Source organism: Microbulbifer maximicatervae (SeqCode), assembly GCF_052467065.1.
Map to the genome: position 1 here is coordinate 288,915 of NZ_CP174299.1, position 26,330 is coordinate 315,244.

Below are 26,330 nucleotides of genomic sequence, written 5' to 3' on the forward strand. Positions count from 1 at the left end.
TGTACCCTTAAAAACAAAGGCTACCCGGAAAATCCTGAATCTAACTCTCCAGCGAGCTTTACAGAATTACTGAACCTTTTTGACGGCACATAGGATATCAACAGAAGCTGCCAGCTCGCCATCAACACTGGCTTTACAAGCGAATTTCCAGATATTTCTGCGAACAGATACCGCTTCAGACTCGAGCTCAAGGCGATCACCTGGGATCACCTGACGCTTAAAGCGCGCCTTATCAACCCCACCGAACAGATACAGATATCCATCTTCCGGTTTTTTGCCAAACGTTTTAAAGCCGAGGATTCCCGAGACCTGAGCCAGGGCTTCAACAATCATCACTCCCGGGAAAATAGGCATTTCCGGAAAGTGGCCATTAAAAACTTCTTCATTTCCAGAAATGTTTTTATAGCCTTTTATATACTTCCCTTCTTCGAGTTCTACTACACGATCCACCAACAAAAAAGGATAACGGTGCGGCAGATACTCGCGAATTTCACGTACATCCATCATTCCAAATGCCCCCAGAAACCACTTCGGGGCGTAAAACGCCCCGAAAACAACAAAGCCAAATTAATTAATAACTAAAGTTCAATCGTCTGTCCCACTCTTTTGGGACAGTGCCTGAACCTGTTTTTCCAAATCTTTCAATCTGCGCGCCATTTGATCCAACTGACCAAAACGCACAGCATTACGACGCCAGGTAGAACTATCGGCAAAGGATAGCGCTCCAGAGTAGCTACCAGTATCCTTTATCGACTTAGTAACAAACGTGTTACCCGATACCTGACTGCCATCTGCAATCGTTATGTGCCCGTTAATACGGCTACAGCCACCGAGAAGACAATGCTTCCCTATCTCAGCACTACCGGCAATTACGGCACACCCGGCAATGGCCGTGTAGTCACCAATCTTCACATTGTGCGCGATTTGGACCAGATTGTCGATCTTGACTCCTCGCCCAATCACCGTATCACCCAAAGCTCCACGGTCTATACAGGTATTGGCTCCAATTTCCACATCTTCGCCAATTTGCACCCCACCAAGCTGGTGAATTTTTACCCAGCTGCCTTTATTAGGCGCAAACCCGAAGCCATCGGCTCCAATAACCGTCTGGCTGTGAATAATACCGTGTGCACCGATAGAGCAGTTATGATGAAAAACAACGCCGGCATACAGGCGTGTTCCTGCACCGACTAAACTGCCCTCGCCAACATAGCAGTTAGCACCAACAATCGCTCCAGGCTCCAATTTTGCGTAGGCCTCGACCACAGAGCCGGGCCCCACACTGACACCAGCACCAATCTCTGCCGTGGGGTGAACCACTGCAGAGGGGTGAATACCAATAGGTGCTTCAGGAGTTGTATCGAACAGGGCTGTTGCTCGAGCAAAGGCCAAGTAGGGGTCCGCAACACATAAAGCCGTTACCGGGCACTCTTCAACAAACTCTTCCGATACCAGCACTGCGGCAGCTTTGGTCGTTTTCAGAAAGCGTCGATAATTAGGGCTTGCGAGGAAAGCCAAGTGCTCTGCACCGGCATCCTGCAGTGTATTTAAACCCTGAACTTTTTGATTGGAATCTGAACCGGGCGCCAACCGCAAGTCGGCCCCCAGCTCTTGCGCCAACTGGGCAAGAGAAAAGCTATCTTTCATATAAGACTATCGACTTACTTGGCTGCGTTCATACGCTTAACAACAGCCTCTGTGAGGTCGACGCTAGGACTTACATAGTAGGCAGTATTGGAATCCAGCACTACGTCAAGCTTCTGCTCTTTAATCAGTGCGTCCAGGGCATCCCTGGCCTTTGGTCCCATAGAAGCCTGGATCTCTTGACCCACTTGAGCTTCCATTGCACGCAATTTTTTCACCGTTGTCTCAAAATCTGAGCGCTGGAAATTCATCTTGCGCTGGTACTCAGTCTTCTGCTCATCGGACCAGGTCACACTGTTTTTCTTGGCATCTTCAGCCATTTTTTGCAGCTCAGAACGAATTGACTCGGCACTGCTCTGCAGCTTCGAATATTCAGAGCTGGTCTTCAAGGAGTTAACCTTGGTTTTAGCTGCATCTGTGCTCATGATCGCAGCTTGTAGGTTAAGTACCGCAACCTTGGTTTGCGCCAGCGCTGCGCCGGACAAGGTCATACCTGCAAGTAATACTGCAACAATTTTTACATTCTTAAGCACGTCGGTCTCTCCAATAGATTTTATTTTAATTGCGCTGATATACGCCTAATTCATTTTATCTGACAAATTTAGAAGCTGTTACCCAGGGTGAACTGGAATACTTCCACATCGTCATCATCATTTTTCTTAAGAGCTTTCGCCAAGCTGAATGTCAGCGGGCCAAAACCGGTAATCCAGGTCAAGCCTATCCCCGCAGAGACATTCATCTTACCAAAGTCCACATCGTAACAGTTGATTTGGGTATCACCACAACTGGTATCGAATACATTACCGGCGTCAACAAAGAAAGCGGTTTGTAAGGAACGCTGATCTTTAACAAAGGGCAGCGGGAAAATGACTTCTGCACTACCCTCAACCAGAATGTTTCCACCAAATGGATCAGCATCTCCATTAGTAGATGTCACCAGGTTCCCATCATCATCAACCAAATAGCAACTCTGCGTTATTGTCTCTCCATCTGTTGCGCAAGGAGCGAGATTAGAAGGGAAGCCATCGGGGTCATAGTAAAGACCTAGTATTTCTGCAGGGGTTGAACGAGGCCCCAAAGTATTGCGCTCAAAGCCCCTCACAGAGCCAAAACCACCGGCATAGAAGTTCTTAAAGAACGGCAGCTCATCAAGATCCCCGAAACCGTCGCCATAACCCAAACGAGTACGTAAACGCAGAGTCAAACTCCTTGTTAATGGACGGAAATACTGCCCAGTGTAAACAAGCTTGTAGTACTCCAGGTCACTCCCAGGCACACTGAGTTCCAGAGAAAGATTTTGCGAAGCACCCCGAGTTGCCAAAACTCCCCTATTTAAAGTTGATCGCGCATAAGATGCCGTGAGGCTTAGACTGTTAAAGGCATCTCCATAGCGATCAATAAAACCATCTGGAGTGGGAAATAGGTCATCAGTTAATGACATTGCCAGGTCATTAGCTATACCATCTTGCCAATCGTTAAAAATTTCATCAGCGTCAGCATCGGTAATAACACCGGTCACACCATCAACAGGCTGAGGTGTTGTGGAAATCTCCTGCACAGAGCTACTTGAAGCGGTTAGTTCCAAGTGGTTGAAATTAATATTCAATCCGACACGGGAAATTTCCGACATCGGGTAACCAAAGCTAACGCCACCACCATAAGTCGTGGTGTTGTAGTCAGAAAGGTTAACTTCGGAGTAATCATTCTCTGTGTAGAAGACATTAAAACCACGGCTCACACCATCCGGTGTGAAGTAAGGGTCGAGGTAAGAGAAGTTCACAGAAGTCTGGTAGGTGGAGGCATTCATCCCAATACCTACAGATTTACCGGTGCCTAACCAGTTATTCTCCTGGATATTAGCTCCCAGTACCAAGCCACTGCTCTGGGCCCAACCAATTGTGCCGCCGATAGACCCTGAAGGCTGCTCTTCAACCGTGTATTCAACATCAATTTGATCGGATGTACCCGGTACCTCTGAAGTTTCCACCTCTACTTCCTTGAAGTAACCCAGGCGTTCAAGGCGGACTTTAGACTGCTCTATACGGGCAGAGGAAGCAGAAGCTGACTCCATCTGACGCATCTCGCGGCGCAAAACCTCATCTGTAGTGCGAGTATTACCTCGGAAATTAATTCGGCGAACATACGCCCGCTTGCCAGGATTGATAAAGAAGGTAATTTTTACCGTTTTCTCTTCTTTATTGGGCTCGGGAATGCCATTAACCTCAGCAAATGTATAGCCCTCATTCCCCAGGCGCTTGGTAATATAATCCGAGGTTGTTGTCATACGAACCTGGGAGAAGGTCTGCCCCTCCCGCACCAGCAGCAAGCGCTTAACTTCTTCCTCTGGAACTACAGGATCACCCGCCAGGTCCACTTCACTAATGGTGTAAACATCGCCTTCATATACATTGACGGTGATAAATACACTCTCTTTATCGGGACTCAGGGAAACCTGGGTAGAGTCAATTTTAAAATCCAGGTACCCACGATCCAGGTAATAGGATTCGAGACGCTCCAGGTCGCCGGTCAATTTCTCCCGGGAATACTTGTCATCACTGCGCAGCCACGACAACCAGCCGGTGGTTTGCAGCTCAAAAATCTCTCCAAGCTCTTCATCGGAGAACGCTTTATTGCCGACAATATTGATGTGCTTAATTGCGGCTACTGAGCCCTCATCAACAATTACACGAAGCTCAACCTGATTGCGCGGCAACTCTTTTACTTCAGTTTTAACACTGGCGTCATAGCGCCCCTGGCCAACATATTGACGCTGCAGCTCCTGGGCCAACCCCTCAAGGGTTGCGCGCTTGAAGATCTGCCCCTCTGAAAGGCCATTCTCTTGCATGCCTTTCAACAAGTCTTCTGTCGCAATCGCCTTGTTGCCCGTAATCTCGATCTTGGAAATTGCAGGTCGCTCGCGCACAGTAATGACCAGGACACCATTTTCCTGGCCGATTTGAATATCCTCAAAGTAACCGGTGCGAAACAGTGCCCGAGTGGCACTCTGGATTTCCAAAGTCTCCACCTCATCCCCTACTCGCACAGGGAGAGCTGAGAATACGGTACCGGCAGAGACGCGCTGCAGCCCTTCCACACGGATGTCATCAACTACAAATGACTGTGCTAAAGCACTGAGAGGCAGTGCCAGGCTAAGAGAAGCCGCTTTCAGGAAATGTTTCATCTACTAATTCCAGGTGTTTTTATTCGCAATCCAGGAGTTACAACGCAAACTAGCGCCCCGCTCCCCCAGAATCAGAGGGTTGCCCCTCTACCATGTAATCAACATCGGGCCGGTCTGAGGTGCCGGACACCTTAGTTGTTTCAACTTTCACTACCTTCAAGTATCCAAGGCGCTCAAGACGCACTTTGGATTGTTCTATGCGCGCAGAGGAAGCCAAAGCTGACTCCATCTGGCGCAGTTCACGCCGCAAGACTTCATCTGCGGTGCGAGTGTTCCCGCGAAAACTAATACGTCGCACATAAGTGCGCTTTCCCGGATCAATAAAGAAGGTAATTTTTACTGTACTCTCGTCTTCATTGGCCTCAGGAACACCATTCACTTCGGCAAATGCGTAACCTTTGTTGCCCAAGCGTTTAGCAATATAGTCTGAAGTGGTCGTCACCCTCGCTTGGGAAAACCGCTGACCTTCTCGCACCAATAGCAGGCGGTTGATTTCCTCCTCCGCTACTATCGGGTTTCCAGCAATTTCCACCTCACTAACCGTGTAAACACCACCCTCAACCACGTTAATGGTAATGAATACACTCTTCTTGTCCGGCCCTAGAGATACCTGAGCCGAATCAATCTGGAAACCAAGATATCCACGATCCAGGTAATAGGACTTTAAGCGCTCCAAATCACCAGTGAGTTTCTCACTAGAATACTTATCATCGCTGCGCAACCAAGAGAGCCAGCCAGTAGTTTTAAGCTCAAAAATCTCTTCCAGCTCTCTATCAGAAAAGGCTCGATTTCCTACGATATTAATATGTTTTATCGCAGCAACAGCCCCTTCATCGACAGCAACCCGTAGCTCAACCTGGTTGCGTGGCAGCTCCTTGAGCTCCGCTTTAACACTGGCGCCATATCGACCCTGCGCCACGTACTGGCGTTCAAACTCCTGGGTCAACCCCCTGAGGGTCGAACGCTTTAGGATCTGGCCTTCGGCGAGACCGTATTCCTTCATCGCCTTCAGTAGATCCTCAGTGGCAATCGCCTTGTTCCCGGATATATCTATCTTTGATATAGCCGGCCGTTCTCTCACGGTAATAACAAGAACGCTGTTTTCGTGGCCAATCTGAATATCTTCAAAAAAACCAGTGCGGAACAATACTCGGGTTGCATCCTGAATCTCGCCAGGCTCAACTTCGTCGCCTACCCGAATCGGAAGTGCTGAAAAAACTGTACCTGCAGAAACCCGCTGTAACCCGTCTACTCGGATATCGCTGAGAACGAACGACTGTGCCAAAGCGCTGAGAGGCAGCACCAGGCCCAGAAAGATCGCTTTCAGCAAATACTTCATACCGCTTCCGAGTCGCTTTTACTCACAACAAACTCGTGCCAAGACAAAACGTCTTACACGCATAAAAATCTCACTCACATTATCAGCCCGGAAAAAAGCCAATCCAGGGCACTACAAACGTAAAATATCGTTGTACAGAGCCAGCCCCATAATGCAGAGCACCAGGGCCATGCCCACCTGTAAACCAATCACCTGCACCCTCTCTGACACAGGGGACCCCTTGATCGCCTCAATACCGTAGTAAAGGAGGTGACCACCATCGAGTACCGGGATAGGCAACAGGTTGAGTACACCAAGGCTAATACTGAGCAACGCCAGCAATGACAGGAAAGACTGCCATCCCGCTTCCGCGGAAGTACCCGCCACTTTAGCAATGGTAATGGGGCCACTCAAGTTTTTGGTCGAAAGTTGACCAAATAATAGTTTCTTCAAACTATTCAGGGTAAAGACTGTTTTATCCCAGGTCTCCTGCAAGCCCTTTACTAAAGCGCCGCCCACCCCATAGTGGTAAATCCGTACTCGATCATCCGGCCAAGTCTCTGATACCGGCTGCACTCCGACCTGCCCTATGGTTTCACCGCTGTCCAGCTTGATCTCCGCCGGTGTTACGGACACCGTCAGCGGTTCGCCTCCACGCTCGACAGTGATATCCATTGGAACACCAGCGCGGGCTCTCACATAATCGGTCCAGCTTTGAAAAGATGAAAAGTCACGGCCATCGGTCGAGACAATCTTGTCTCCAGCCTTTAGTCCAGCTGAGGCTGCCGGGCTTCCCTCCACCACATTATGAAGAGTCATACTCACCGGTGGAGTCCAGAGCTGCAGTCCAATCTCCCCGAGCGGATCGGGAACTTCACGGCCGGCAAGCCAGCGATTGATATCCGCCACCATATGGTATTCGAGGTTGGAATCCGGATAGCGCACAGAGAATTCTATGGTGCCACTATCACCCAGGCGGTTTGCCAGGCGCCAATTGAGGGCCTGCCAAGTAGGGGTAGCCTCACCATCAACAGCAACAATTTCCTGCCCGGACTCAAGGCCTGCCGACGCAGCAATACTCCCGGGCTCAACGGATTTCACAATAGGAACCGGGCCCGCTGTTCCACCGAGGAACACAGCCCAGAAAAAGACTACCGCCAAAAGAAAGTTAGCGGCAGGGCCGGCAGCGGCAATCGCCATCCTCGCCCATACGCTCTTGCGGTTAAACGCCTGATCCAGCTCTTCAGCCGCTACAGGCCCCTCGCGCTCATCGAGCATTTTTACGTAACCACCGAGGGGGATAGCGGAAATAGTGAATTCGGTACCGTGGCGATCATAGCGGGAGATCAACCGGCGGCCGAACCCCACAGAAAAGCGTAGCACCTTAACACCACATAGACGTGCTACAAGAAAGTGCCCAAACTCGTGGAAAGATACCAGTACACCGAGAGCCACCAAGGCCCAGATTACCGTCTGAATTAGATCCATACTCAGCTACAACTTCTTGTCATACGCAATTTAGCGGCCATTATACGCCGGGCAATGTGTTTAGAGGGCGGCAAGCGCCTGCTTGGCCAGTTCTCGCGCATTGAAATCAATGGCTTCGACTGCCTCGAGCCCCGACAGTTCAACAACGGGAGCCCTATTCATCACTTTTTCTATCACCAATGCAATATCAGTAAATGCTAAACGCCCCTCCAAGAAGGCTTCTACTGCAATTTCATTCGCTGCATTTAAGACTGTTGGAGCACTTTTTCCCTCATTTACAGCCTCTCGCGCCAAACGCAGACAAGGAAAACGATTAAAATCCGGGGCCTCAAAATCCAGCCTGCCTTGCGCAATCAGGTCCAAAGCTGGCACCCCTGCATCAATGCGCTGGGGAAAAGCCAGGGCATGGGCAATAGGCGTGCGCATATCCGGATTACCCATCTGCGCCAGTAAAGAGCCATCCCGGTACTGTACCATCGAGTGAATAATACTCTGGGGGTGCACGACTATCTCAATCTGCTCAGGGCGCGCATTAAACAAATAGCACGCTTCTATAAACTCGAGCCCTTTATTCATCATTGTGGCGGAGTCAACAGAGATCTTCCGGCCCATCGACCAATTGGGGTGTGCACAAGCTTCATCCGGCGTCACCGCCCCCAACTCATTCGCAGCCCGTGTGCGAAATGGCCCGCCCGAACCCGTAAGCAGTATTTTTTCCACGCCCGCAGCTTCGAGATCCTCACAGGGGAATGGCAAACATTGAAAGATTGCATTGTGCTCACTATCAATCGGCAACAGTTGCGCGCCACTCTTATTCAAGGCCCTCTGAAATATTGGGCCCGCCATAACAAGCGCTTCCTTGTTCGCCAGTAACACTTTCTTGCCCGCATCTACTGCCGCCAAGGTTGGGCGCAATCCCGCAGCTCCTACGATCGCCGCCATGACTGTATCGACCAGAGTATCGGAGGCAACACGACACAAACCCTCCACCCCACTTAGGACTTCCGTATCCACTTCATCGCCAAGCAGTACTCGCAACTCTTCAGCTCGCGCCTCATCGACAACAACAGCATATTGAGGCTTAAACCGCCGACACTGCTGAGCAAGATCGGCAACCCTTTCACGGGCGGTAAGGGCAAAAACAGAATATTTTTCCGGGTGTCGCGCCAACACATCCAGAGTGCTCACGCCGATCGAACCAGTGGAGCCGAGAACGGTAATTTGTTGCGGGGGAATTACTTGCATAGGCCCTTTTCGTACCTCTGATAGCAATATTGCTGCCACCAAACAATTGCACGCCCAGCATTAAGCTGGGCGCTAGCGAATAAAACACAAAACTGGAGCGGAAACGCCCCTACAAGTATTTCGGCAGCTCGCTCGCTAGTGCGGCCATCGTAAACACTGGAAGAGCCGCGGAAAGGCTATCTATCCGATCGAGGATGCCACCGTGCCCCGGTAACATATGACTACTGTCCTTAATCCCTCTGTGCCTCTTAAACATGCTCTCCACCAGGTCCCCAATAACTGACGCCAGTGCAGTAACCAAGACACCAAAAGTGAACAAGACAGTATTTTTCAGTGGAAGCTCAAATAGGTAGGAAGTTACGAGAGCCAAAATCAAGCAAGCACCCAAGCCACCGAAAAAGCCCTCCCAGGACTTGCCCGGACTAACTTCTCTAGCCAACTTCCGCTTACCAAACTTGCGGCCTACAAAATAAGCACCGACATCCGCCGCTGCAACGATCGCCACCACATAAAGAACCAGCCAGGCTCCGTGATCCAAGCCTCGCAAAACTACCAGTGACAACCAGGTTGGAACTAACACAACAAGGCCTATCAGGCCTCGTACCCATCGGTTGCCCCACAGAGCAGCACTGGACGGGTAGCTTTGCACCCACAAGAAAGCGAGCGCCCACCAACCACAGGCCACGGCCAGAATCTGGCGGCCACGATCGATATCTGGATCATCAAAATTCATTGAAAAGACGTATTGAGCCGTGACCATTAGGGTTAACCCCAATGCGGCCAAAAAAACGAAGCGCAAGGCTCGATTCAAATTCGAGAGGTTGGCCCACTCCCAGCCCGCCAGCAAGATAACCGCCACAAATATCAGTGAAAACCACTGCATTGGAAGTAAAAACAATACCCCCATAAACAGTGCCAATAGCACCAAAGCAGTAATTATTCTTTGTTTTAGCACCGCAAACCCCTTTGTTAGTAACTTGACCACTCTGTCTGGATACTCTGTACAGATCAAGAGCGTGTCGGCAAAGATTTCCAACCAATTTGTATCGCAAGCCTGGCGCCGCAGACTTGCCCGGATCACGCCTGAGCGATCGCGTCATCCCCCTCGGCGCGACCGCCGAAGCGGCGATCACGTAACTCATATTCTGCGATAGCCTTATCCAGCTCGGCTTCGTCAAAGTCGGGCCAAAGCGTATCAGTAAAATAGAATTCACTGTAAGCGGCCTGCCAGAGGATAAAGTTGCTAATACGCTGCTCACCGCTGGAGCGGATCAAAAGGTCTACCGGCGGCAGGTCTTGAAGCTGTATGTATTTGCCAAGCCCATCCTCAGTAATCGACTCTGGGGAGCGCGTGCCATCGGCAACCTCTTGAGCCAATCTACGGGCCGCCTGGGCAATATCCCAGCGCCCGCCGTAATCAGCAGCAATTATCAGGTCGCCCTCAGTCCCTGCGCGGGTGATATCTTCCGCTTCGGCTATAGCGCGCTGCAAGCGCGGAGAGAATCGGTCCCGTCGACCAATAACTCTCAGGCGAACCCCCTCCTCCCGCATCCGCCGGGCCTCTTTGCGCAAATAGGAATTAAACAGGCTCATCAGCAGCTCGACCTCCTTCGGAGGGCGCTGCCAATTCTCGCTGGAGAAGGCGAACAGAGTAAGCGCTTTAACACCGCGAGTTTTACAAGCTGAAAGCAGGTCGCGGATACGCTCGACACCGGCCTTGTGGCCGGCTGAAGGGGAAAGGCCCTTGCGGGCAGCCCAGCGCCCATTGCCATCCATAATAATGGCGATGTGACGTGGGCCGGGAGCATGTAGCTCGGTACCACCGATGCTCATTAAATTTCCATCAGGTCTTTTTCTTTCGCTGCCAGTGCTTTGTCCACATCAGCGACAAACTGATCGGTAATTTTCTGAATGTCGTCACTTGCGCGGCGCTCATCGTCCTCAGAAATTTCCTTATCCTTGACCAGTGACTTCACGTCCGCTAGCGCATCGCGACGAATATTGCGAATGGAAACCCGCGCTGTCTCTGCCTCACTTTTTGCCTGGCGAGTGAAGTTCTTGCGGGTCTCTTCGGTAAGCATAGGCATTGGAATACGGATAACCGCACCAGCTGTGCTGGGATTGAGGCCCAAATCGGACTTCATAATGGCCTTTTCGATATCCGGGACCAGGTTTTTCTCCCAGGGAGTTACGGAGAGAGTGCGCGCATCCTCAACAGTAACATTGGCAACCTGAGATAACGGAGTATCAGAACCGTAATAGGAGACGTGGATGCCATCGAGAATACTCGGGTGTGCACGGCCGGTGCGAATCTTGTTGAAATTTCCAGCCAGGGCATCAAGTGCCTTACCCATACGAGCTTTCGCGTCTGTTTTTATATCTTCAATCACGATTTCACTTCCTCTTCAATTAAGGTGCCTTCCACGCCGCCAACCACAATATTTAACAGCGCCCCGCTTTTATCCATGCGGAATACACGTACAGGCATATTGTGCTCGCGACACAGGCAGATAGCGGTCAAATCCATCACGCCGAGCTTCTTGTCGAGAACCTCATCGTAAGTCAACTGGTCATAGCGAGTTGCTGTCGGGTCGAGTTTGGGATCAGCAGAGTAGACGCCATCGACCTTGGTCGCCTTCAAAACCAATTCGGCTTCAATTTCGATACCGCGCAGGCAAGCTGCAGAATCAGTGGTAAAGAAAGGGTTGCCGGTACCGGCAGCAAAAATCAGAACTTCGCCACGCTCCAGGTAGCGAATAGCCGCACGGCGATCGTAGTGATCGACAATACCGCTCATTTGAATTGAGGACATCACTCTCGAGGAGATGTCAGATCTTTCCAGGGCATCGCGTAGCGCCAGGGCATTCATCACCGTAGCGAGCATCCCCATGTGGTCACCAGTAACACGATCGAGGCCGGCCGCACTCAGCGCAGCGCCACGGAACAGGTTACCACCGCCAACAACCAGGCCCACCTGGACCCCGATACCAACCAGCTGCCCAATTTCCAGGGCCATTTTGTCCAGCACCTTGGGACTGATACCGAAACCCTGATCACCCATCAGCTCTTCGCCGCTGAGCTTTAACAAAATTCTCTTGTACTTGCGGTCTTTAATACCGGGCATTCGTTAGTCCCCCTCAATGTACCTGTTAGTGGCCAGGCCTTGCCGCTGAACATTACAACAATTTCAGTCATTTACACAGAGGGGTGCTCCACTGTGGGCAAGAAACCCCAGCGGAAGCACCCCACTGCGATTGAGTGCCCGAGGGCACCCAATAATATGCGATTAAGAAGAGGACTTAACCTGGGCCGCAACTTCCGCTGCGAAATCCACCTCTTCCTTCTCGATACCTTCACCCACTTCGTAGCGAACAAAGGAAACCACATCGGCACCGGCATCTTTAACCAGCTTGCCAATGCTTACGTCCGGGTTTTTAACAAAAGGCTGCTCTACCAAGCTGTTCTCTTTCAGGAACTTCTTGATACGACCGCCCATCATTTTCTCTACGATTTCAGCCGGCTTGCCTTCCATATCCGGCTGAGCCTTGATGATGTCCTTTTCTTTTTCCAGGACGTCAGCAGGCATATCTTCCGGCTTGTTTACCTGCGGGTTAACCGCAGTCACGTGCATGGCAACATCTTTAGCCAGCTCGATCTCTCCACCGCTCAGAGCTACCAGGGCAGCGATGCGGTTGTTGGAGTGAACGTAAGCACCTACAACTGGAGCTTCAACCAGCTCGATACGACGCACGCCGATGTTCTCACCGATTTTCTGAACCAGTGCTTCACGAGCAGTTTCCAGCTCGCCTTCCATCAGGGCAGCTACGTCTTGCTGGCGATCGGCAAATGCCTTCTCTACAACCTTGGCAACAAACGCCTGGAAGTTTTCATCGCGAGCAACGAAGTCAGTCTCGGAGTTCACTTCAACCAGTACGCCGTAGCTGCCATCTTCTGCAACTTTAGCGGCAACAACGCCGTCAGCAGCGGTGCGGCCAGCTTTCTTAGCGGCCTTCAGGCCGGAGGCTTTGCGCAGGTCTTCAATCGCCTTTTCGATGTCGCCATCAGCAGCCGTCAGAGCTTTCTTACACTCCATCATCGGCAGGCCGGTGCGCTCGCGCAGTTCTTTTACCATAGACGCGGTAATCGCCATGATTCAATCCTCGGGGTTCTGTCACTAAAAATTAGAAAAAAGGGGCCGTAATTCGGGCCCCTTTTTGAGTTCGCAGTGTAAAACGACTGTGTTACACCACTTAGCCCTGCAAATTACTCTGCAGCGGCTTCGTCATCGTTAGCTTCGACGTACTCGTCCTTCGCAACGGTGTTACCAGCTTCTGCAGCGCCAGCAAGTACTGCGTCGGCTACAGCTGTGGTGTACAGCTTGATTGCGCGGATAGCGTCGTCGTTACCGGGGATCACGTAATCAACACCAGCGGGATCGCTGTTGGTGTCGACAACACCGATTACGGGGATACCCAGCTTGTTAGCTTCCTGGATAGCGATGCGCTCGTGCTCAACGTCGATTACGAAGATCGCGTCAGGCAGGCCACCCATATCCTTGATACCACCGATGGAGCGCTCAAGCTTATCCATGGCACGGGTACGCATCAGAGCTTCTTTCTTGGTCAGCTTCTCGAAAGTACCGTCCTGAGACTGGGCTTCCAGCTCACGGAAACGCTTGATGGAAGCGCGGATGGTTTTGTAGTTGGTGAGCATACCACCCAGCCAGCGGTTGCTGACGTAAGGCTGGCCACAACGCTCTGCCTGCTCTTTGATAGACTTCTGTGCAGCACGCTTGGTGCCAACAAACATAATCTTTTTCTTTTGAGCAGTCATACCCTTGATGATCTGCAGGGCTTCGTTGAAAGCCGGTACAGTGTGCTCAAGGTTGATGATGTGAATCTTGTTGCGGGCACCAAAGATGAATTGACCCATCTTCGGGTTCCAGTAGCGGGTCTGGTGACCAAAGTGAACACCAGCCTGCAGCATATCGCGCATACTTACTTGCGGCATAATAAACCTCTATATATACGGGTTAGTCCTCCACGTATCCCATGCGTCAACCCCTTTCAGGGCACCCAGACACATGTGTCGATGCGTGTGCGGCTTTTACTCGCCCAGGGAGTATCCCCAGGCGGCGCGCTTTATACCACAAGTGCACCCCATAGTGAAGAATTGGCACCGATTTCGCGCAAATGATCACGCCTCAATGCTGTTGGCGGGACGCCTGAGCCATCCTTGCGCCAATAGCGGCAAAATGTGTCCTACAGCCAGCAATCCGCTACAATAGCCCGCCTCTTGGGCGCTACCCGCCCCAACCCAGAAACAAAGGATACGCATGACCTCAGCCATTAAGACCCCAGAACAAATCGCCAAGATGCGCACCGCAGGCCGCCTCGCCGCAGAGGTGCTGGAAATGATTGGCGAGTATGTCGTTCCAGGAGTCACTACCGAAGAACTGGATCGACGCTGCCACGAACACATCGTGAAGGTACAGAAAGCGATCCCGGCCTGCCTCGGTTATCGCGGCTTCCCAAAATCTATATGCACTTCCGTCAACGAAGTGGTGTGTCACGGTATCCCCTCCGAGAGCAAAATTCTCAAGAAGGGCGACATCATTAATATCGATGTTACCGTTATCAAAGATGGCTGGTACGGTGACACCAGCAAGATGTTCTTTGCCGGCAAGCCCGCCGCCCACGCTGAACGCCTGGTACAAATCACCCAGGAGTGCATGTACAAAGCCATCGAAATTGTCCGCCCCGGCACTACCCTCGGCGATATCGGCCACGTCATCCAGCAGCACGCTGAGAAAAACTATTACTCAGTGGTACGCGACTTCTGCGGACACGGCATCGGCGACGTTTTCCATGAAGACCCACAAATTCTTCACTACGGTCAGCCGGGAACTGGTGAAGTGCTCAAAGAGGGCATGACCTTCACCATTGAACCCATGATTAACGCAGGCAAAGCGGCCACGCGCGTGCTGGGAGATGGCTGGACTGCGGTAACCAAGGACCGCCGTCTCTCCGCACAATGGGAACACACCATGGCAGTCACTAGCGACGGCGTAGAAGTACTCACAGCGCGTAGCGAGGAGAACTTCTAAAGCCGTACCGACGGTGCCGCGAGGAATAAATGCATTACTCCCGGCACCACAGTGTGTTTCTCCGCAAACCGAACCCAAGCCGCCCCCACCTGCGGCAGCCCAAGAGCAAAACGGACTTCCCATGCAGCCGGTCAGCCCTCCCTACTTTGAACGCCCCCTGTTTTTCTTTGATCAGTCCCGTTTTCGCAGGGATTTAAGCTCCGGCGACAAACCCACTCTGGAGATATTTAAAGATGCTGTCGGCGCAGCCGAACGGCAAATGGCAGAGCGCTTTCGCGAGGGAGAGGACGTTGTCACACTGGTACACGAGCGCGCCCTGTTTGTGGACTGCCTTCTGCATTACGCCTGGCACCAGTTCGAGTGGAGAGACGGTATCGGGCTTCTCGCTGTGGGCGGCTACGGGCGCGGAGAGCTACACCCCCACTCCGATATCGATTTACTCATCCTCTCCAACGATCACCCAACCCCGGATACCATCGACAACATAGAGCGCCTGGTGGCCTTTTTATGGGACCTGGGCTTGGATGTCGGCCATTCTGTACGAAATATCGAGGAGTGCCTGGAGTTAGCCGCGAAGGACATCACCGTGGCCACCAACCTCACCGAATCCCGCACAGTTGTCGGCGACAGTACTGTTGGCGAGCAGCTAACTGCGCAAATGGAACACAAAAGGCACTGGCCCACCGAAGAATTCTTCAAGGCCAAGCTCGCCGAACAGAAAAAGCGGCACAGCAACCAGCAGGCTGCTGAATATATTCTCGAGCCCAATATTAAGAACTCTCCCGGGGGCCTGCGGGATATCCAGACAATTGCCTGGGTTGCCAAATATTTTTTCCAAGTGCGCACCCTGAAGCAACTGCAGGGCAAGGCATTTTTTACCGAGGAAGAGTTCGCCATATTACAGTCCGGAGAAACCTTCCTCTGGCGTGTGCGCTACGGCTTGCACCTGCTCGCCGGCCGCGCGGAAGAGCGACTGCTGTTTGACTACCAAAGAGAACTGGCGAAGCAATTCGGTTATGTGGATAGCGACACCCAGCTCGCCGTTGAGCAGTTTATGCACAACTACTACCGCATTGTGATGGCACTGCAGGAGTTGAACGATGTACTTCTCCAATATCTCGGCGAAGCCATCCTTCAGCGCAAAGGCAGCCAGCTGGTCATTCCGCTAAATGAGCGATTCCAGCTGCGCGACGGCAATATTGAGGTTACCCACCCGCAAGTATTTAACCAGGAGCCGTCGGCCCTGCTCGAGATCTTCGTGCTGATGGCCAACAACCCGGATATTAGCGGGGTACGGGCCTCCACCATCCGCCTGATTCGCGAGCACCGACACCTGATCGACGACCAATTCCGCGCAGATCCGAAAAATACCCAGTTGTTTATGCAGCTGCTTCGCTCACCCCGGGGCTTGTCGACCCAGCTATCCCGAATGACCCGCTACCGCATTCTCGGGCGATACCTACCAGAATTTGGGCAGGTAACCGGGCAAATGCAGCACGACTTATTCCATATCTACACCGTGGATGCCCACACCTTGCAAGTTGTGCGCAATATGCGCAGCTTCCGGAGCCCCGAGGCGCAGGAAAAATTCCCGATTGCAGCGGAAATTCTCGAGCGCATGCGCCAACCGGAACTGCTGTATATCGCCGGTCTCTACCACGATATCGCCAAAGGGCGCGGTGGCGACCACTCCAAGCTGGGAGTTGTGGATGCAGCGGAATTCTGCCAGCGCCACCACCTGCCCGCCCGCGACCGGCGTCTGGTTTGCTGGCTTGTAGAAAAGCATCTATTGATGAGCCAGGTTTCACAGAAGCAGGACATCAGTGATCCCGAAGTCGTGCACGCTTTCGCCCGTGAAATGGGTGACCGCGAACATCTGGACTGCCTGTACGCCCTCACAGTCGCAGATATCAATGCCACCAACCCGGAACTCTGGAACAGCTGGCGGGCCAGCTTGATGCGCCAGCTCTACCAGGCCACCCGGCACGCTCTGCGCCGAGGCCTGGAAAACCCCATCGACCGGGAAGAAATCAGCGAGGAAACCCGCTGCCAGGCAATGGAAAAACTGGACGCTATGGGACTTCCGCAAGCCTCGGTGGAAAATATCTGGGCACAAATGGGGGATGACTATTTTGTTCGCGAGACCGCTGACAATATCACCTGGCACACTTCAGCCATCCACGAACTGCACAGCAGCCCCGACGCCAGCCAAAAGGACACCCTGGTTTTAACGCGAAACTCAGGGCCTGGCGAGCACGACGGCGCTACCCAGGTTTTTGTCTACACGCCTGATAGAGCCAACGTATTTGCCGCAGCGGTTACCGGGCTGGATATGCTCAACCTGAACGTTCACGATGCGCGCCTGTACAGTTCTGCCTCCGGTTATACGCTGGATACTTTTTACGTGCTGGATGAAGCGGGCCAACCGCTACTGGACGAACCCCAGCGCCTAGCGCAGATTCGCGACACACTACAGCAGGAATTAGCCCTGGTTGAGGACTACTCAAAGATCATTCAGCGACGTACGCCCCGCCGCCTTAAAATGTTTGAATTGAAGAGCCAGGCTCATCTCTCAACCGAACCCGGCGATCATTACAGCACCCTGGAAATTACCAGTGCCGACAGACCCGGCTTGCTGGCCCGCATCGCGCGAATTTTTATTTCCCACGATCTGCGCCTGCACAATGCAAAAATTTCGACACTCGGCGAACGAGTCGAAGATATTTTTCACATTACCGATGCCGAGGGATCACCACTTACCGACATCGAGGCCAACGGCGCACTGGAAAAAGCCATTTGCCTGGAACTGAACAACCAAGACGCCTAACCGAAAAAACGCCCGAGGCCCGCTCACGACCATGAACCCAAATCTGGAACAGCTGCAGCCCTATCCATTTACCAAGCTGCAAGCCCTGAAAGAGGGCCTCCAAGCGGCGGACAAGCCCCATATTGCACTATCCATCGGTGAGCCCAAGCATGCGCCACCAGAATTTGTCTGTGCAGAGCTTGTTCGACACCTGGACAAGCTTGCCGCCTACCCACTGACCAAGGGAATAGAGCCCCTGCGGCAGGCGATCGCCGATTGGCTGAGCCAGCGCTTTCAGCTCTCCAATGTGAGCGCAGATAACCAGGTGCTGCCAGTGAACGGGACCCGGGAAGCACTTTTTGCATTCGCCCAGGCGACCGTTTCCGCAGGCAGCAAAGTCCTGATGCCCAATCCCTTCTACCAGATCTATGAGGGCGCGGCCCTTCTCGCCGGGGCGCAGCCGCACTTTATTAACTGTGTAGCAGAAAACCAATTCAAACCAGATTTCACCTCGGTGCCGGAATCGGTTTGGCAGCAATGCGAATTGCTTTACCTCTGCTCTCCCGGCAACCCCACCGGCGCTCTTCTCGAAGCTGAAGATTTCAAACAGCTGATAGAGAAGGCAGACCGCTACGATTTCACCATCACCTCCGATGAATGTTATTCGGAGCTGTATTTTGACGAGTCATCACCGCCGGTAGGACTATTACAGGCCTGCGAGGAAATGGGGCGAACAGACTTTCGCCGCTGTGTAGTATTCCACAGCCTATCAAAGCGCTCGAACTTACCCGGGCTTCGCTCGGGCTTCGTCGCCGGTGATGCCGATCTGCTGCAAAAGTTTTTGCTCTATCGAACTTACCACGGCTGCGCCATGCCGCTGCCCAATCAATATGCTTCGATCGCAGCCTGGCAGGATGAGGAACACGTCCGCCAGAATCGCGCGCTTTACAGTGAAAAGTTTTCTTCAGTTCTCGAAATTCTCGACGGCTGCCTAGAGGTACAACAGCCACAGGCAAGCTTTTACCTATGGCCCAAGGTCGGGGATGGTGAGCGTTTTGCCAGGGAACTCTATGAGGCGCAAAATATCACGGTACTTCCCGGTGCATTTCTCGCCCGCGATAGCATCGGCTTGAACCCCGGTCGCGAGTATGTGCGTCTGGCACTGGTAGCGACACTGCAAGAGTGCATCGACGCAGCGCACCGCATAAAGGCATTTTGCAGGTAAGGCCAACTCACTTTTCAAGAACAACTGACAACTCGAGCACATACAGGAACTCCACGCCCAGGCATATCTTAACAATGGCAGTAAAAAATCTACTCAAGCAAGAGCGCGTCACTTATATTTTGCAGCGCCTGGAGGAACTCTACCCGGAAACTCCCGTTCCTCTCGATCACAATGACTCCTACACCCTGTTGGTTGCGGTACTCCTATCCGCTCAATGCACCGATGAGCGGGTCAACCAGATAACCCCTGCGCTCTGGCAGCTGGCAGACAATCCCAGGGATATGGCGCAGGTCCCGGTAGAGGAGATCCAAAAAGTCATTCGCCCCTGTGGCCTCTCCCCGCAAAAATCCAAAGCCATCAGCAAGCTCTCGCAGATCCTGATCAGCGAATACCACGGCGAAGTGCCTGAGAATATGGCTGCGCTGGAGACCCTGCCCGGGGTCGGACACAAAACGGCGAGCGTGGTTATGTCACAGGCTTTTGGACACCCGGCGTTTCCTGTCGATACCCACATTCACAGGTTGGCCCAGCGCTGGGGCCTGACGAATGGCAAAAATGTTACCCAGACTGAAAAAGACCTGAAGCGGCTGTTCCCAAGAGACAAGTGGAATAAATTGCACCTGCAGATTATTTTCTACGGTCGCGAGTTCTGCTCTGCGCGGGGCTGCGATGGCACCGTCTGTGAAATTTGCACAACCTGCTACCCCAACCGTAAAAACCCCAAGAAAACCAAAAAGGCGTAACCGTGATTACTCTGTACGGCATTAAAAACTGTGACACCGTAAAAAAAGCCCGCAAATGGCTGGAGAAAAATGGAGTCGATTATCGCTTTCACGATTTTCGCGTAGACGGCATGGAAGATGTCCCCCTTCAAGCATGGCTGGATAAATTTGGCTGGCAAGAGGTCCTAAATCGCCGCTCAACGAGCTGGCGTGAACTGAGCGATGAACAGAAAAACGAAATGGACAATGCACTCGCCTTAGATCTGGCCAGTGCGACCCCTACCTTAATCAAACGCCCGGTCACCACCACCTCAAAGGAAACCCTTTTCGGTTTTAAAGAGGCGACCTTCGAACAACTGCAAAGCTAGTCGAATTAGGAGATAACCACCATGAGCAATATTTACAGCATCGGTTTTGGTGTCGGCACCTGTAACAGCAAGGGCGACTGGCTCGAAGTTTACTATCCCAAACCCCTGTTTAAACCCAGTGCAGAAATCGCTAACGCGGTTACTGAAACGCTCGGCGTGGCAGAGGGAAATCACAGCCTGCCTCTGGACTCCACCCAGCTACAGAAATTAGCCGATGCTCTCCACAGTGCAGGCGCCGCTGACCAGGCGGAAATCCTGCAGCAATTTGCCAATTCCCAAAGACCACTCGCAGTAGTTATTTTGGCTACTGACGAAGCCCCGCAGTCAGTGCCCGAGGCCTACCTGAAGCTACATCTTCTATCCCACCGCCTGGTAAAACCCCACGAGACCAAACTCGATGGTATTTTTGGCAAGCTGGTTAATGTCGCTTGGACCAACCAGGGGGCCATCGATCTCGAGGAATTACCGCAGCGACAACTGGATGCAAGGCTCAAAGGTGAGTACCTGGATGTCTCCTGCGTGGATAAATTCCCCAAAATGACCAACTACGTAGTACCGGCTGGGGTTCGTATCGCACACACCGCTCGAGTGCGCCTGGGCGCATACCTTGGGGAAGGCACCACAATCATGCACGAGGGCTTTGTTAACTTTAATGCTGGCACCGAAGGGCCCGGCATGATTGAAGGCCGTATTTCCGCCGGGGTATTTGTCGGCGCCGGTTCCGATCTCGGTGGCAGCAGCTCCACCATGGGCACGCTTTCCGGCGGCGGAAATATCGTTATCTCGGTAGGCGATAACTGCCTGCTCGGCGCTAATGCCGGCATCGGCATTCCCCTTGGCGACCGCTGCACAGTAGAGGCTGGGCTCTACATTACAGCTGGAACCAAAATCGCCCTGTTGGATGACAGCGGCAAGCTGGTAGAGCACATCAAGGCCAGAGACCTGGCCGGAAAATCCGATTTACTATTCCGCCGCAACTCCACTAATGGTGCAGTGGAATGTCTCACCAACAAGAGTGCTATCGAGCTCAATGAAGCTCTACACAGCAATTAAAATTGCACAGTGCGGAACTTCGGTTCCGCACTGCTGCATCCCACCCCTCTAGCCGCTTCTTTGCGACCCATCTCCCTATACAAGGAAAGCCCAAGTGACTCCCACCCTCCAACTCGCTTTCGACCTGATTCGCCGCCGCTCTGTCACCCCAGAAGATGCGGGGTGTATGGACCTTATGATCCAGCGCCTGGAAAAAATAGGATTCCAGGTAACAAAATTGCGCAGAGACGACACCGATAATTTTTGGGCTGTACGCGATGGCTCTAGTGAAGGCTCCCTACTCGCCTTTGCCGGACACACCGATGTCGTACCCACAGGCCCAGAAGAAAACTGGAGCTGCCCCCCCTTCGAGCCTGAAATTCGCGACGGTTTTCTATATGGCCGCGGTGCGGCGGACATGAAGGGTTCCCTGGCAGCCATGGTGGTTGCCTGTGAGGAGTTCATTGCGGCACACCCAGACCACAGTGGTCGCATAGCATTTCTGATCACCAGCGACGAAGAGGGCCCCGCAACAAACGGCACCGTTAAGGTTGTCGAGTGGCTCGAGGAACAGGGAGAAAAGATTGACTGCTGTATCGTCGGCGAGCCATCCAGTAGTGAACGGGTTGGCGATATTATTAAAAATGGGCGCAGGGGCTCACTCGGCCTGGAACTAAAAGTTCTCGGCACCCAAGGCCATGTAGCCTACCCTCACTTGGCCGAGAATCCGATTCATACCCTGGCCCCTGCTCTCGCTGAACTCGCTGCCGAAGAGTGGGACCAGGGGAACGAATTCTTCCCCGCAACCAGCTTCCAGGTTTCAAATATCAATGGAGGCACCGGCGCAACCAATGTTATTCCCGGCGAAGTGGATTTACTCTGCAACTGGCGTTTTTCCACTGAATTAACCGCCGAAGACCTTGAGACTCGGGCCCGCGCAATTATGGATAAACACAATCTCAAGTATGAGGCGAATTTTAAATTATCCGGATTGCCTTTTCTCACTGCCGCAGGCCCACTGGTTCGGGCAACTCAGCAGGCAATTCTCACCATCACAGGGGAAAAAACGGAGCTATCGACCGCCGGCGGCACTTCCGATGGCCGTTTTATTGCCCCTACCGGAGCCCAGGTCGTAGAACTGGGACCGGTAAATGCCACTATCCATAAAGTAGACGAAAGGGTTGAGGCCGACCACTTGGATATCCTTAAAGATATTTATCGGGAAGTCTTAAAAGAGTTACTCACTTAAATTAATCCGACTCAACCTAGAGGCTCATAAAGGCGAAAGCTCAAAGTATTCTTTTGAGAGGCCCCGGCTTTCATGGCTGGGGCAGTAAAACTCCAGCAGGTTTATCTTGCCAAAAACTGGCTACCTCTTGAATATTACTATTCAGCGTATTTGCCAACTCTGCCAATACAACACCTCATTGCTCCAGACCGTGCAGGGTGGCTCGGGCCGACACAATTTATCGAGAGCAACATCTATCGCCAAGTTGGATTAGACTACTAAATGAGTTGCGGCAGAGATACTTAGTGAATCGCGCCGACGACCACCAACCGCTCACTGATTCTCGAGTCGCGCGGCTCCTGCCACCAACTCGAGCCCTCGAGAAAGACGCCATGAAAAGCGTAATCAAGTTGGACCCGCACAACCCAAGTGGCGAAGGCCTTGAGTCCTGGGCTGTCATCCCTCCCTCTTTTCTTACCGGCCCGACACCTATCCAGCGAGGGTATAAAGCCTTTGAGCGCAACGGCCTCTGCACTGGGACCTGGGATTGCTCTGGCGGAAGCAGCACAGGGCTCAATCCCTATCCTCTCTTTGAGTTCATGCTTCTGATCGAGGGCCACGTCGGCATTATCGACGAAACAGGACACAAAGAAGTCATCTCTGCTGGAGAGCCGTTTTTCCTCCCACAAGGCCTTAATTGCGCATGGGACATGCCAATATATTACCGCAAGTACTTTATCAATCTTTTCCATGATGAATATCCAACAGAGACTGATCCGTCTAAGCTGAAAGTCGTGCGCCCGCTTCCAAACATTTCAGAAGACGACTGTAGAAAGACCAATCTCAGCGCTCTAGAACCACACCAAGCCCGGCACCTGGCATACGAGTCTGGCGATAGCAGGATCCAGGTCGGCACTTTGATGTCCGGCCCTTGTCATTGCAATATCACAGCTTTCAGCCGGAACGAACTGCTATGTATGCTGGAGGGGGCGGTGCGGGTCACAACATCAAACGGCGAGGAGACCTTCCACGCCGGTGACAGCTTCTTCATACCATTGGATGCCCCAGTAGGGTGGCACGCCGACAAACCTTTTCGCGCATTCTTTTGCGCAGTCTGGCCCTGAGCATCAGTGGATTACATCGATGACTGTCCTCATCTTTGGCGGCTCAGGAAATGTCGGCCGGGAACTCGTGCCGATCTTGCATGCGAGTGGCGCAAAGATCCGTGTCGCCACACGATCGACCGCCTATGCCGCGAGCCTCCCCGATGATATTGATACAGTCATTGCAGATATGGATGATCCTTTCAGCCTGAGGCCCGCATTTAAGGGGGTTGAGAGTGTCTTTTTGCTCATCGCGAATAGCCCCAAGGAGACCCAGCAAGGCCTCTCCACGCTGGCGATCGCCGCTGAATCCCCCCCCAGGCACATCGTTTACCTATCGAGCGATCTTGCAGTTCGCGCACCGATGATCCCCCATGCGGGCGGAAAATTTGCCATTGAAACAGCGCTGCGAGCTAGTGGGATCACGCACACGATACTACGGCCCACCTACTTCGCTCAGAATGATCTTGTTCAGAAGGATGTGATCACTGCAGGTGCTTATGCAACGCCGTTGGGCCCCCACCCGGTTGCACGCATCGATACCCGTGATGTTGCGCTCGCAGCAGCGTCAGCACTCTTAGACATAAGGGCTAAGAACGAAGTATTTCTTTTGTCGAGTTTGGATGCCCCTAACGGCAATGAAACCGCCGCACTCTGGTCCATAGCACTTGGTCACGCCGTCATCTACCCTGACCTAACGCCGGAAGAATTTGCCAACAGCATCGAAACCATGGTGCCTCCGTGGCTGAATTTCGATCTTCTGGTCATGCATCGCTGGTTCAAAACAAACGGCCACCCAGTAAATCAGGAAGATCTTGAGGCTCAGGCCGCACTTTTGCCCCAGGGGCCGCGAAGCTATCGGAGTTTCGTAGAAGAAACGGCCAACATATGGCAGAGTAAAACCCAAAGCCGCTAAGTACCGTAGCTCAATCCCTTTTTCAACACAGCCGCTATCGCCTTAGTGGTAGATCGCCCTTTGTGCCGTTAGCCCAATACACACCCTGGCCCCGGCTCTCATTGAAACTGCGCCTACCAGAATTATGATTGCCGAACCAGGACCTGAAAAACCTCTATTCACATAGTGGACGAAAGGATTGAGACCGACCACTTTGATACCCTCGAAGATATTTATCGGAAAGTATTAAAAGAGCTACCACTTCAATTAACCTGGCTTAGTTTGGAGACTCAAAAGGAGCGAAAGCATCAAGTTTATTTTTGAGCTGCCACAGTTCTCCTAGCTGGGAAAGTGAATCTTCAGGAAGTTTATCCACCAAATAAACTGACAACTCCTTCAAAATTGCAATTCAACGTATTTGGCCCCTCTGATACGTTCCCTTCAATATGCTCCGTCAAACAATAATAAGGAGCCCATTGACTATGAGCAGGTTTATAGAGTTTATTGCTGGGGCGATTCAGCCCATTCAAACACAAATAAACCCTTACCCAGTTTTAGTTACGAGGACATATTCGACCACGAGTATGCCAGCGGTCCACAGTTTGGCGCCAACGATAGAAATATTTATTACGTGCACAACTCCCTGGGGTCTGCCTACACTAATCATTCTATCTGTGAAAAGTAAAAAGCTAATAACGAATAGAGAAATTATATCTAGTTTATCAGGTCAAAAAAATCTTCGAAACCCTTTCAACCTTCATGGAGGGTGACATTAATTCAACAATCCAAATGATAAAGCTTTTCACACGGACACTTATAAGGTTGTTTCCGACCCTTCTACCCAGCAACTTATTGTTTTAAAAGGCCAAGCTGAACCATCAACAAATCACTTAACATAAACATCAACAAAATAATCATATCTTTACAAAAATTAAAATTAATATGTAAAACCAGCCTTCTAAAGAGTGCTGCAAACTGGAAAACTAAGCGATTTAAGTAACTGATACCCTCTTATCATTCCAAAACCCAATCTTCTGTAAAGTGAAAATTAAAATCCCAGCTATTGTTACCGTCCTCATAAACCGAGCGATCATTAAAGTTAAAGATATGTAAAGATAAAAACCCTTAATATGAGAGACTTTTTAGCACTCCACTTTCCATAGCATTTCGAGCCCTATATACTGGACCTAAGTAGCCAATACTGCCGTTTCAACTAAAAAACCATCATTGGTTACGTTTCGACATCTAAGAAATGATAGCTTATGAAAAATTTAAAAAACCCCCTTCAAACTATTATCAACTGGAGCTTTTGGTCAATACTCTTTTTATTATTCTCCTGGTGGCATGGAACATTCGAACGCCCTCTTTCCGCAGAAGAAAAACAGTACTACTCCGAAAAGCTGGCAGAATTAAATCCCGATGAATCGCCATCAGAATTTTTGAAGTTACTTGAACGGGATCGCGGTGAACCAATTTTTATTCTGAATGCTATCAAGTACTATGACGAACCTGTTATAACCAAAGATCACAGTAAACCAATGAGCTCAAAGGAGGTCGCGAAAAAATATAATAATTACGTGACAAACTTCTTAATTAAGCGCGGGAGCTATCCGATTTTTTTTGGGGACGCTTTAGGCGTAACTGCAGCAAAGTGGGGTGTTGATTATGAAGGTGACTGGTCTACTGCCGCAGTGGTAAGATATCGCAGCATGCGCACCCTTCTGGATTTAGCAATAGATCCAACCTTCAGGGAAAAACACCACTATAAAAAATCAGCATTAGAGCGCACTATTGCTTACCCTAATGAGGCACGCCTGGTAGCGGGAGGCCTCAACCTAGTGGTCTTTCTTATCCTTTTATGCGGAGCCCTAGTCTCCCAGCTGATCATCAACAGACGGAAGAAATGAAAATGTGTGGACCATCTGTCATTGGCTTTAGGTGGGATCCCTTGGAATTCAATGCTTACAGC

22 protein-coding genes and 1 pseudogene are annotated in these 26,330 nt (G+C 51.7%); 10 read left to right on the top strand and 13 right to left on the bottom strand.

What is annotated here, in order from left to right:
* Positions 1-66: 66 nt before the first annotated feature.
* From fabZ to rpsB, 13 genes and pseudogenes are all read right to left on the bottom strand, one after another.
* Positions 67-507 (bottom strand): 3-hydroxyacyl-ACP dehydratase FabZ, encoded by a 441-nt coding sequence (fabZ, locus tag ACJJI1_RS01375; RefSeq protein ID WP_108734005.1) that lies wholly within the window; start codon positions 505-507, stop codon positions 67-69.
* A 78-nt stretch (positions 508-585) separates the two neighbouring features.
* Positions 586-1,647 carry a UDP-3-O-(3-hydroxymyristoyl)glucosamine N-acyltransferase gene (lpxD, locus tag ACJJI1_RS01380; RefSeq protein ID WP_444907648.1) on the bottom strand — a complete coding sequence of 354 codons (1,062 nt, stop codon included), beginning with the start codon at positions 1,645-1,647 and terminating at the stop codon, positions 586-588.
* A 14-nt stretch (positions 1,648-1,661) separates the two neighbouring features.
* Entirely contained in the window at positions 1,662-2,177 is a 516-nt protein-coding gene (locus ACJJI1_RS01385) for an OmpH/Skp family outer membrane protein (RefSeq protein WP_413662813.1), read from the bottom strand.
* A 68-nt stretch (positions 2,178-2,245) separates the two neighbouring features.
* Positions 2,246-4,825 carry an outer membrane protein assembly factor BamA gene (gene bamA / locus ACJJI1_RS01390; RefSeq protein WP_444958333.1) on the bottom strand — a complete coding sequence of 860 codons (2,580 nt, stop codon included), beginning with the start codon at positions 4,823-4,825 and terminating at the stop codon, positions 2,246-2,248.
* Between the two features lie 61 nt (positions 4,826-4,886).
* Positions 4,887-6,164 (bottom strand): annotated as a pseudogene (gene bamA, locus ACJJI1_RS01395) (outer membrane protein assembly factor BamA); the annotation flags it as partial.
* Between the two features lie 111 nt (positions 6,165-6,275).
* A complete protein-coding gene (gene rseP / locus ACJJI1_RS01400; RefSeq protein ID WP_282933671.1) occupies positions 6,276-7,631 on the bottom strand; it encodes an RIP metalloprotease RseP in 1,356 nt (451 codons plus the stop codon).
* Between the two features lie 60 nt (positions 7,632-7,691).
* On the bottom strand, positions 7,692-8,876 hold the full coding sequence (gene ispC / locus ACJJI1_RS01405; protein ID WP_444958334.1) for a 1-deoxy-D-xylulose-5-phosphate reductoisomerase: 1,185 nt from the start codon (positions 8,874-8,876) through the stop codon (positions 7,692-7,694).
* 109 nt (positions 8,877-8,985) lie between these two features.
* A complete protein-coding gene (locus tag ACJJI1_RS01410) occupies positions 8,986-9,831 on the bottom strand; it encodes a phosphatidate cytidylyltransferase (RefSeq protein ID WP_413662816.1) in 846 nt (281 codons plus the stop codon).
* 122 nt (positions 9,832-9,953) lie between these two features.
* Entirely contained in the window at positions 9,954-10,709 is a 756-nt protein-coding gene (gene uppS, locus ACJJI1_RS01415) for a polyprenyl diphosphate synthase (RefSeq protein WP_413662817.1), read from the bottom strand.
* The gene (gene frr, locus ACJJI1_RS01420) at positions 10,709-11,266 is read right to left on the bottom strand and encodes a ribosome recycling factor (RefSeq protein ID WP_282933674.1); all 558 of its coding nucleotides are present in this window, start codon (positions 11,264-11,266) and stop codon (positions 10,709-10,711) included. Before frr ends, uppS begins: the two co-directional genes overlap by 1 nt.
* Entirely contained in the window at positions 11,263-12,000 is a 738-nt protein-coding gene (pyrH, locus tag ACJJI1_RS01425; protein WP_282933675.1) for a UMP kinase, read from the bottom strand. Before pyrH ends, frr begins: the two co-directional genes overlap by 4 nt.
* A 162-nt stretch (positions 12,001-12,162) precedes the next feature.
* Positions 12,163-13,026, bottom strand: a complete 864-nt coding sequence (gene tsf / locus ACJJI1_RS01430; RefSeq protein WP_282933676.1) for a translation elongation factor Ts — start codon at positions 13,024-13,026, stop codon at positions 12,163-12,165.
* Positions 13,027-13,139: 113 nt separating this feature from the next.
* Positions 13,140-13,886 (bottom strand): 30S ribosomal protein S2, encoded by a 747-nt coding sequence (rpsB, locus tag ACJJI1_RS01435; RefSeq protein ID WP_282933677.1) that lies wholly within the window; start codon positions 13,884-13,886, stop codon positions 13,140-13,142.
* A gap of 325 nt (positions 13,887-14,211) precedes the next feature.
* Between rpsB and map the strand changes: the two genes are divergently transcribed.
* From map to ACJJI1_RS01485, 10 genes are all read left to right on the top strand, one after another.
* Positions 14,212-14,982, top strand: a complete 771-nt coding sequence (gene map / locus ACJJI1_RS01440) for a type I methionyl aminopeptidase (protein WP_282933678.1) — start codon at positions 14,212-14,214, stop codon at positions 14,980-14,982.
* A gap of 121 nt (positions 14,983-15,103) precedes the next feature.
* On the top strand, positions 15,104-17,809 hold the full coding sequence (locus ACJJI1_RS01445) for a [protein-PII] uridylyltransferase (RefSeq protein ID WP_444958335.1): 2,706 nt from the start codon (positions 15,104-15,106) through the stop codon (positions 17,807-17,809).
* A gap of 31 nt (positions 17,810-17,840) precedes the next feature.
* The gene (gene dapC / locus ACJJI1_RS01450; protein ID WP_444958336.1) at positions 17,841-19,013 is read left to right on the top strand and encodes a succinyldiaminopimelate transaminase; all 1,173 of its coding nucleotides are present in this window, start codon (positions 17,841-17,843) and stop codon (positions 19,011-19,013) included.
* 74 nt (positions 19,014-19,087) lie between these two features.
* Entirely contained in the window at positions 19,088-19,756 is a 669-nt protein-coding gene (gene nth, locus ACJJI1_RS01455) for an endonuclease III (protein ID WP_444893180.1), read from the top strand.
* Between the two features lie 2 nt (positions 19,757-19,758).
* Positions 19,759-20,103, top strand: coding sequence for an ArsC family reductase (locus tag ACJJI1_RS01460; RefSeq protein WP_108734022.1), 345 nt, complete (start codon positions 19,759-19,761; stop codon positions 20,101-20,103).
* A gap of 21 nt (positions 20,104-20,124) precedes the next feature.
* Entirely contained in the window at positions 20,125-21,156 is a 1,032-nt protein-coding gene (gene dapD, locus ACJJI1_RS01465; protein WP_444893179.1) for a 2,3,4,5-tetrahydropyridine-2,6-dicarboxylate N-succinyltransferase, read from the top strand.
* A 94-nt stretch (positions 21,157-21,250) separates the two neighbouring features.
* Positions 21,251-22,384 (top strand): succinyl-diaminopimelate desuccinylase, encoded by a 1,134-nt coding sequence (gene dapE / locus ACJJI1_RS01470; RefSeq protein WP_444893178.1) that lies wholly within the window; start codon positions 21,251-21,253, stop codon positions 22,382-22,384.
* A 371-nt stretch (positions 22,385-22,755) separates the two neighbouring features.
* On the top strand, positions 22,756-23,487 hold the full coding sequence (locus tag ACJJI1_RS01475) for a cupin domain-containing protein (RefSeq protein ID WP_444893177.1): 732 nt from the start codon (positions 22,756-22,758) through the stop codon (positions 23,485-23,487).
* 19 nt (positions 23,488-23,506) lie between these two features.
* Positions 23,507-24,382 carry an SDR family oxidoreductase gene (locus ACJJI1_RS01480; RefSeq protein ID WP_444893176.1) on the top strand — a complete coding sequence of 292 codons (876 nt, stop codon included), beginning with the start codon at positions 23,507-23,509 and terminating at the stop codon, positions 24,380-24,382.
* Between the two features lie 1,241 nt (positions 24,383-25,623).
* Entirely contained in the window at positions 25,624-26,268 is a 645-nt protein-coding gene (locus tag ACJJI1_RS01485) for a hypothetical protein (protein WP_444958337.1), read from the top strand.
* Positions 26,269-26,330: the final 62 nt, after the last annotated feature.